Source organism: Flavobacterium sp. CG_9.10 (genome assembly GCF_015752245.1).
Classification (GTDB): domain Bacteria; phylum Bacteroidota; class Bacteroidia; order Flavobacteriales; family Flavobacteriaceae; genus Flavobacterium.
Genome location: NZ_JADOVD010000029.1, coordinates 1 through 9,541, shown reverse-complemented (window position 1 = coordinate 9,541; position 9,541 = coordinate 1). Strand labels below are relative to the sequence as shown.

Here is a 9,541-nt window from a genome sequence, read left to right as displayed (position 1 = left end):
CACTCCACCAGCGGTGACAGTAACAGCAACTCTTGTGAATCCTAAATGTAATGGAGGAACTGACGGTTCGATTACTGTTAATGCTACGGGAGGAACTGCTCCTTTGATGTACTCTCTAAATGATGGTGCTACTTACCAATCGTCTAATGTGTTTACTGCTTTAGCAGCTGGACAATATCAATGGGCGGTTAAAGAGAACAATGGTTGTATTTCCAGAGGTACGGTTAATTTAATTAATCCTGTAATGATAGTTGCATCAGCAACACCTACAAATCCTAAATGTAATGGAGGAGCCGACGGTTCATTTACCATCACAGCAACAGGAGGAACAGGGGTATTGATGTACTCTGCAGATAATGGAGCAAATTACCAAACTTCTAATGTATTTGCTGCTCTTAAGGCTGGGGAATACAAATGGGTGGTAAAAGATGCCAATGGATGTATGATGAGTGGAACTGTTAACTTAGTGAATCCGATATTAATTTCGGTATCTGTAGCGGCAGTAAACCCTTCATGTTGTGAAGCTTTAAAAGATGGTTCAATCACATTGAACGCTTCTGGCGGAACGGGTGCATTCATGTATTCCATCAATGGTGGAACTACGTACCAAACATCTAATTTCTTTGGTAGTTTAACTGCGGGAGTGTACAATTGGATTGTGAAAGATGCGAACAACTGTGTTATAAGCGGTACGGTTACTTTACGTAACCCAACTGATCCACTTGCTAAACCAGCTGCGCCAACTGTGACTGCTAGTTTTACAGCATATCCAGTTCCTTTTAAAGATGTTCTTACAATCAGATACGATTTTGATTACCAATCTGACGTCACAATTGAAGTATTAAATTCACAAGGAATGCCTATACTTTCAAAAACTGATACTAATAGTTATTTAGGCAAAGAAATTATGCTACACCTTCATACATATCAAGGTCAAGAGCAAGTTTATCTTGTCAAAGTAACTACTGATAGAGGAAGTAGCGTTAAAAAAGTAATGTCTTCTAAATAATTTTAAATAATTAACTAATCCTATAAAATATAGAGAAGGATTGGAGTTTAAGATTAAACCTCGAAAGTTATACTTTCGAGGTTTTTTTTTGACTTTTTTCTCGCACTGAAATCAGCATATTTCAAATTTTGGCCGTAAGGGACTTTTGAAAAATGGAGTTGTACTTTAAATAATCAAGGATAAAACTGATTTGTGGGATAATAAAATCATTTCCAAAAAAAAGAGGATTTTAAACATAAAACACTAAATACGTTGAAGGAAATAGACAAAATACCTGTTAATAGGACGCTATAAAAATACCATTATGGTTATAAGAAATAACACCATTTTAAGATCTTTTATACTAGTTCATTAAACACCATTTCAGATGTCTTTTTTATGAATCCATAATCTATAAGGTTAATTTATATTTAATTGAATTAAAGCTTTCTTTTTAAGTCTAAAGCGATAGTGAGCTAGATTGTAAGAATTAAATTCGCCCATTTCTCCACTGATTTATAAACCAAAAAATTCCAAAATTGGATAAAAAATAATTTAGATAATAGGATTAGAATTTATCACATTTTATCTTTTTTTATGTGACGATTCCAACGAAAAAAATAAAGTACGGTAAGTAAGAAAAATTGTGTTTAATTTGTCGTTATTTTTAACACGTAATACACTAACAATCAATACATTACGTTTTTGTTAATTTTTATTTCTATCTTAATTTTCTTATTTAATGATGTTCTTTGTCGATATAAATGGTGATTTAATCGAGTATAATTTTGTTTTTCTGTCTCTTTTTGATTTAATGATTAATTTTAATCTCAGTAAATAATTAAGTTGTTTTTTAATTAAACAGCTTTTAAAAAAGTTTGTGGATAGGGATGTGTTTCTCCACATTATTATATCCTGATTATGAAGGTTAACTTCATTAATTTTAAATGAAGATGGCTTATTTGCTGTTAGTTACATTTCCAAAAAATGTAAGATTCCAGTTTTTTCCTAATTACTATTTAATGTTAATTACTTAAAATTAACAGTCTGAATTTTTTCGCAAATCGATTTTATTTGGTAAAAGAAATGTTGTTTTTATTGAGCAAATAAAAACATTCATTAATGACGGTGACTTCATTATTTTGAATGAAGAGAGTTGATGTTATCTTAAAGTTTTTCTATCCCAAGTCTGTAAACTTCCTTTTATATCTAATGTATGGTGCTAAAATACTTTTATTATGAAAAAGAGTACACTTCTACAGTTTTTCGTTAATTTATATGGCAAAATAACCAATAGCCTTTTGACGAAAAATGCCCTTTCTAAATTAAATTTTCCAAAATTTAATGAGAGAACTTCAATCGATTTTTTATCGAGATTATGGACCAGTCATTGGCGCCAGTCAATTGCTAAGCCTCTATTATGTTTGGCAGTTATGCTGATGGGCTACACAATTAATGCTCAGAATATTCAAGGTGTTGTTCCCGTAAAATATCCCCTTACCGGTTCTGGAGTGGATGGCGATGCCTTTGCTCATACACCTGATTTTACTAATTCTCTTTACATTAATACAGGAGACTTGTTTGACAATCTTCATCCCACTATTGCTGGGCATGGTTTGATTAATCCTCTTACTGGTGAAGTTTTTTACAAACCCAGTCTTACAGGATCTCAATCAATTCCTGTAACCTATCAGTTGAAGGATCCTTATCAAAATGATCCAACCATCTTTACTTCTTCCAATAAAATAAATGATAATCCTGGTACTTATACTTGGGGCGCTGGAAGCTCACCACCCAAAAATGAAATCCAAAATTGTGGAGTTCATTTTAGTTATGGTGATCCTGATAAAATAGGAGGGACAAGTACTGACGGAATAAGCTTTGTTACTCCTGGTGGTGTAAGAGGATCTTCTACAGATTTGTGGTGCCTTTTTGCCGGTGACCGTCAGACAATCAATGGAAGTAGTTACATTGATTTCGAGTTTTTACAAGCACCATTAACAATCACAGGTGCTGTTTATGGCTCCCCTGATCCCTTTAGCAACGTGGCTCCAATTACCGGTGGTAGTGGTGGATTTGTTACTAGAGCACCCGCTTCAACAGGTGGACGAACACCAGGTGATATTTTAGTTACTATCGAATTTACACAAGGAGGTGGTGATGCTACCGTTGTGATTCGAAAATGGTCATTATTAGGTGGGGTTTACGAATATGTTGTTATTCCGAATACTTCTTTTCCAAATCAAATCTTTATTACCAATAACGACTCATATACCCCGGTGCCTTTTGATGTTTTTGGAGTGAATCCTGGGATATATGCGCCCAATCAATTCGCTGAGGGTGCAATCAATCTTACTCAAGTTTTTTTAACAAGTCAGAATCAAAATCCATGTTTCGTCTTAAGTACTGTGTTTATTAGAACACGGTCTTCAGGAAGTTCATCTCAATCTGAATTGAAAGATTTCCCTTCCGCTCCAATACAATTAAATTTGGATTTGACTCCAAATGCTAATGCAGGAGCTGATAAAGTTTTGACTTGCACCACTACTTCACTTGCTCTAAGCGGGTCTTCTACAACAGCAGGCGCAACTTACTCGTGGGTTGCCAGTAATGGCGGTCATATCGTTTCGGGAGCTAACACAGCTACGCCAATTGTTGATATGGCAGGTACCTATACGTTAAGTGTTTCCATTCCATCGAATCCTTTGTGTAAAGGAACTGATATCGCATTGGTAACCTTAAATAATACTCCGCCTAACGCTAATGCAGGAGCTGATAAGGTGTTAAACTGTACTGTTACTTCAATTGCCCTAAGCGGATCTTCCACAACAGCGGGAGCTACTTACTCTTGGGCTGCCAGCAATGGAGGAAATATCGTTTCGGGAGGAACAACAGCTACGCCAACCGTTAATGCGGCAGGTACGTATACGTTAACCGTTACCGATCCGGCCAATGGCTGTACTGCTACCGATATAGCATTGGTTACCCTTAACAATACAGCACCAAACGCTAATGCAGGAGCTGATAAAGTGTTGACTTGTACTGTTACTTCAATTGCCTTAAGCGGATCTTCCACAACAGCGGGAGCTACTTATTCTTGGGCTGCCAGCAATGGAGGAAATATCGTTTCCGGAGGAACAACAGCTACGCCAACCGTTAATGCAGCAGGTACTTATACGTTAACCGTTACCAATCCAGCCAACGGCTGTACTGCTACTGATATAGCATTGGTTACTCTTAACAATACAGCACCTAATGCTAATGCAGGAGCTGATAAAGTGTTGACTTGTACTGTTACTTCAATTGTCTTAAGCGGATCTTCCACAACAGCGGGAGCTACTTACTCTTGGGCTGCCAGCAATGGAGGAAATATCGTTTCCGGAGGAACAACAGCTACGCCAACCGTTAATGCAGCAGGTACGTATACGTTAACCGTTACCAATCCAGCTAACGGCTGTACGGCTACCGATATAGCTTTGGTAACTTTAGACAGTTCATTACCTAATGTGAATGCAGGAGCCGACAAAGTGTTGACTTGTACTGTTACTTCAATTGCCTTAAGCGGATCTTCCACAACAGCGGGAGCTACTTTTTCTTGGGCTGCCAGCAATGGAGGATTTATCGTTTCCGGAGGAACAACAGCTACACCAACCGTTAATGCAGCAGGTACTTATACGTTAACCGTTACCAATCCAGCCAACGGCTGTACCGCTACCGATGTAGCCTTGGTGACTCTAAACAACACGGCACCTAATGCTAATGCAGGAGCAGATAAAGTGTTGACTTGTACTGTTACTTCAATTGCCTTAAGCGGATCTTCCACAACAGCGGGAGCTACTTTCTCTTGGGCTGCCAGCAATGGAGGATTTATCGTTTCCGGAGGAACAACAGCTACGCCAACAGTTAATGCAGCAGGTACGTATACGTTAACCGTTACCAATCCAGCCAACGGCTGTACCGCTACTGATGTAGCATTGGTGACTCTAAACAATACAACACCAAATGTTAATGCAGGAGCAGATAAAGAGTTGACTTGTACTATTACTTCAATTGCCTTAAGCGGATCTTCCACAACTGCGGGAGCTACTTTCTCTTGGGCTGCCAGCAATGGAGGATTTATCGTTTCCGGAGGGACAACAGCTACACCAACCGTTAATGCAGCAGGTACTTATACGTTAACCGTTACCAATCCAGCCAACGGCTGTACCGCTACCGATATAGCATTGGTAACTTTAGACAATTCATTACCTAATGCTAATGCAGGAGCCGACAAAGTGTTGACCTGTACCGTTACTTCAATTGCCCTAAGCGGATCTTCCACAACAGCGGGAGCTACTTACTCTTGGGCTGCCAGTAATGGAGGATTTATCGTTTCCGGAGGAACAACAGCTACGCCAACAGTTAATGCGGCAGGTACGTATACGTTAACTGTTACCAATCCAGCCAACGGCTGTACTGCTACCGATATAGCATTGGTTACTCTAAACAATACAGCACCTAATGCTAATGCAGGAGCAGATAAAGTGTTGACTTGTACTGTTACTTCAATTGCCTTAAGTGGATCTTCCACAACAGCGGGAGCTACTTTCTCTTGGGCAGCCAGCAATGGAGGATTTATCGTTTCCGGAGGAACAACAGCTACGCCAACAGTTAATGCAGCAGGTACGTATACTTTAACTGTTACCAATCCAGCCAACGGCTGTACCGCTACTGATGTAGCATTGGTGACTCTAAACAATACAACACCAAATGTTAATGCAGGAGCAGATAAAGTGTTGACTTGTACTGTTACTTCAATTGCCTTAAGCGGATCTTCCACAACTGCGGGAGCTACTTTCTCTTGGGCAGCCAGCAATGGAGGATTTATCGTTTCCGGAGGAACAACAGCTACACCAACCGTTAATGCAGCAGGTACTTATACGTTAACCGTTACCGATCCAGCCAATGGCTGTACTGCTACTGATATAGCATTGGTTACTCTTAACAATACAGCGCCTAATGTTAGTGCAGGAGCTGATAAAGTGTTAACTTGTACTGTTACTTCAATTGCCTTAAGCGGATCTTCCACAACAGCGGGAGCTACTTACTCTTGGGCTGCCAGCAATGGAGGATTTATCGTTTCCGGAGGAACAACAGCTACGCCAACCGTTAATGCAGCAGGTACGTATACGTTAACCGTTACCAATCCAGCTAACGGCTGTACGGCTACCGATATAGCTTTGGTAACTTTAGACAGTTCATTACCTAATGTGAATGCAGGAGCCGACAAAGTGTTGACTTGTACTGTTACTTCAATTGCCTTAAGCGGATCTTCCACAACAGCGGGAGCTACTTATTCTTGGGCTGCCAGCAATGGAGGATTTATCGTTTCCGGAGGAACAACAGCTACACCAACCGTTAATGCGGCAGGTACATATACGTTAACCGTTACCAATCCAGCCAATGGCTGTACTGCTACTGATATAGCATTGGTTACTCTAAACAATATAGCACCTAATGCTAATGCAGGAGCTGATAAAGTGTTGACCTGTACCGTTACTTCAATTGCCTTAAGCGGATCTTCCACAACCGCGGGCGCTACTTTCTCTTGGGCTGCCAGCAATGGAGGATTCATCGTTTCCGGAGGAACAACAGCTACACCAACCGTTAATGCAGCAGGTACTTATACTTTAACTGTTACCAATCCAGCCAACGGCTGTACTGCTACAGATATAGCATTGGTTACCCTCAACAATACAGCACCTAACGCAAATGCAGGCGCTGATGCTCAGATATTATGCAGTACCACTAGTGTAGTTCTATCGGGTTCTTCCACAACAGTAGGAGCTACTTTCTCTTGGGTTGCCAGCAATGGAGGAAATATCGTTTCCGGAGCAACAACAGCTACACCAACAGTTGATGCAGCAGGTACGTATACATTAACCGTTACCAATCCGGCCAACGGCTGTACCGCTACCGATTTTGCTTTGGTAACTGTTCAAATTTGCGTAAAAGCGCTATGTACTTATACTCAAGGGTATTATGGTAATGCTGGAGGAACTTCCTGTGCTGACGGAATTAAATACTCTACTATTGGGTTGATTGAAAAAGCTTTGGCTTATTATGGAGGTACAATGACTCTTGGTTTGACTGGACATTCTGTTTTGGTCAATAATGCACAAGCTGTTATCAATGTAATGCCAGGAGGTGGAGGTAGTCGTGTACTATCTGCAGGAGACTATTCTATCACTAATTTACCTTCTAGCTATTTGTCTAAACAAGGCAGAATCAATAATACTTTGTTGGCTCAGACACTTGCTTTAGGTCTTAACATAGGTATAAATGGAGCTCTTGGTGATTTTGCATTGCAAGCGGGAACTTTCGCTATTGCCATGCCAGCAGGTGGTTGTGGATCAGATACTCCAAAAGTACGCTCTTGTAATCCTGATGGAACCGTGAATAATGAATATAAATATTACACTATTCCTAGTAACATTGTAACCGCTTTAGGAGCTAATGCTACCGTACAAGGATTGTATAATTTAGCAAACCAAGCTTTAGGTGGAGGATCAACCAATGGTCTTACACTTTCACAAATAGCAAGTGCGGTAGATTTAATCAACAATGCTTTTGATGAATGTAGAATATTCGTAGGGTATAATATTCAACCATTAGTATGTCCTATTCTTACAATCGCACCAACAACTACCAGTAAAATGGAACCAGCAGGTTTTGATGCGTATCCTGTGCCATTCAAAGATGTGTTGACCATTCAATATAAATTTGATTATGTGTCCGATGTTAAAATTGAAGTAATCAATGCAACTGGAAGAACAGTGCTTACCAAAGAAGATAGCAATAGTTATTTAAACGAAGAAGTTGCGCTAAACCTTAAAATGAATAGAGGTCAAGAGCAAGTATATGTTGTAAAAGTAACTACGAATCGAGGAAGTAGTGTGAAAAAAGTAATGTCTTCAAAATAGTAGAATTAATAATCTAATCCTATAAAATATAGAGAAGGGTTGGATAGTGGGATTAAACCTCGAAAGTCTTACTTTCGGGGTTTATTTCTACTTTTGTTAATTGAGTTCGAAGTTGTTTTTTTAAAATAACCTCGTTGGGTTAATAAAGAATATTAGTATAGAATCCCTACAAATGAATATCCTTTTGATGATGGTGCACTTCATACAACTTTTATGGAGATGGCTTGTTTTGATGGTTGTTGCAGTTTCCTAAAGATGTAAACTTCCAGTTTTTAGTACTATTAAATACTTAGATTGATAGTAAAATTTCCCCCCAAATTGATTTTTATTACCGTAAGTGAAATGTTGTTTTTATGATACAAATAAAGACACTCATTAATGATGGTGACTTCATGATTTATATGAAGATGGATTATGTTTTTCTAAACGTTTTTCTATCCCAGATCTGTAAACTTCCTTTTATAACTAATATATGGTATTAAACTACTTTAATCATGAAAAAGAGTACAATTTTCGAGTTTTTCGAAGACTTATCGAGCAAATTAATGAATTGCTCGATACCGAAAAACACCCTTTCTAAATTAGATTTTTTTAAGTCTAATGAGAGAAATCCAATAGATTATATATCACATTTTATCGACTTACTGCTAACAAAAACTTTATTTACCCTCAAAAATCAATTGAAATGCAGGTCTTTACTGGTTTTGATGATTTTTTTAACGGGATTTTTTATAATTCCATCTGCTTTATACTCTCAAACACCACCCTTGCCCGATGAGAAGAGTTGTGTTTCAAAGGATTTATTAGTTGTTGGCGCTAGGTTGGACATTGGTGAATGTTTCCAATGTAATATAGGTGATCAACCTGTAAAATTTAATTTAATTCTAAGTATCAATAATAAAACAGGTTCATTTAGACCAACCTTTGCATTTTGGGGAACGCTTGAAGTAACAGAACCTGGGGCTGGCTTGGGTGGTGTGGACAAAGTAACTACATCTTCAATCTCTGGCTGTAATGATATTACAGGTTTGCCGCCAAATGAAATAACTGACTTAACATTTCTAGAAATTCCCTATAAATGCGGAACTACATTAAAATTAACGAATCTTTTCCTTGCATGGACTGACGCCTCTAAGGTTGTAGATCAGACCAGTGCCAATAGTTGTGACAATTTAACTACAAAATTAAATTCGAAGAAAGTTCTGGATATCTCCCCAAAATGTGGAACTCTTCTTGAAATAGAAATTAAAACACCTCTTGATGTAACTGTAAACCAACCTAGTATTTGTAACGGACAAACAGCTACTTTAACGGCTAATGCAACCGGTGGCAATGGTACCTACAGTTACAAATGGAGTACAGGCGAAACATCTCCAAGTATTGATGTTTCACCAGCGTCAAATACCGAATATACTGTTACAGTGACCGCTCCATCTACTTTTGACCCTACTAAAACATGTTCTGCTTCCTTTACAGCTAAGGTAACTGTAAATCCAAATCCAGCAGCACTTGTATTAACAGGAAGTTCTATCTGTACATCAGTAACAGGAACAGGAAGTATCACATCTGGTACATCTGCTCTTAACGTTAA

General features: G+C 38.6%; 2 protein-coding genes and 1 pseudogene. All 3 read left to right on the top strand.

The annotated features are described in order from the left end of the window. Positions 1-1,009 (top strand): T9SS type A sorting domain-containing protein (locus IWX84_RS15220; protein ID WP_196851610.1); only part of this gene is annotated, 1,009 nt, incomplete at its 5' end. Positions 1,010-2,226: 1,217 nt separating this feature from the next. Further along, complete coding sequence (locus IWX84_RS15210) at positions 2,227-7,950, top strand: T9SS type A sorting domain-containing protein (RefSeq protein WP_196851608.1); 5,724 nt, start codon at positions 2,227-2,229, stop codon at positions 7,948-7,950. Between the two features lie 494 nt (positions 7,951-8,444). Then, positions 8,445-9,541 (top strand): annotated as a pseudogene (locus IWX84_RS15205) (SprB repeat-containing protein); the annotation flags it as partial.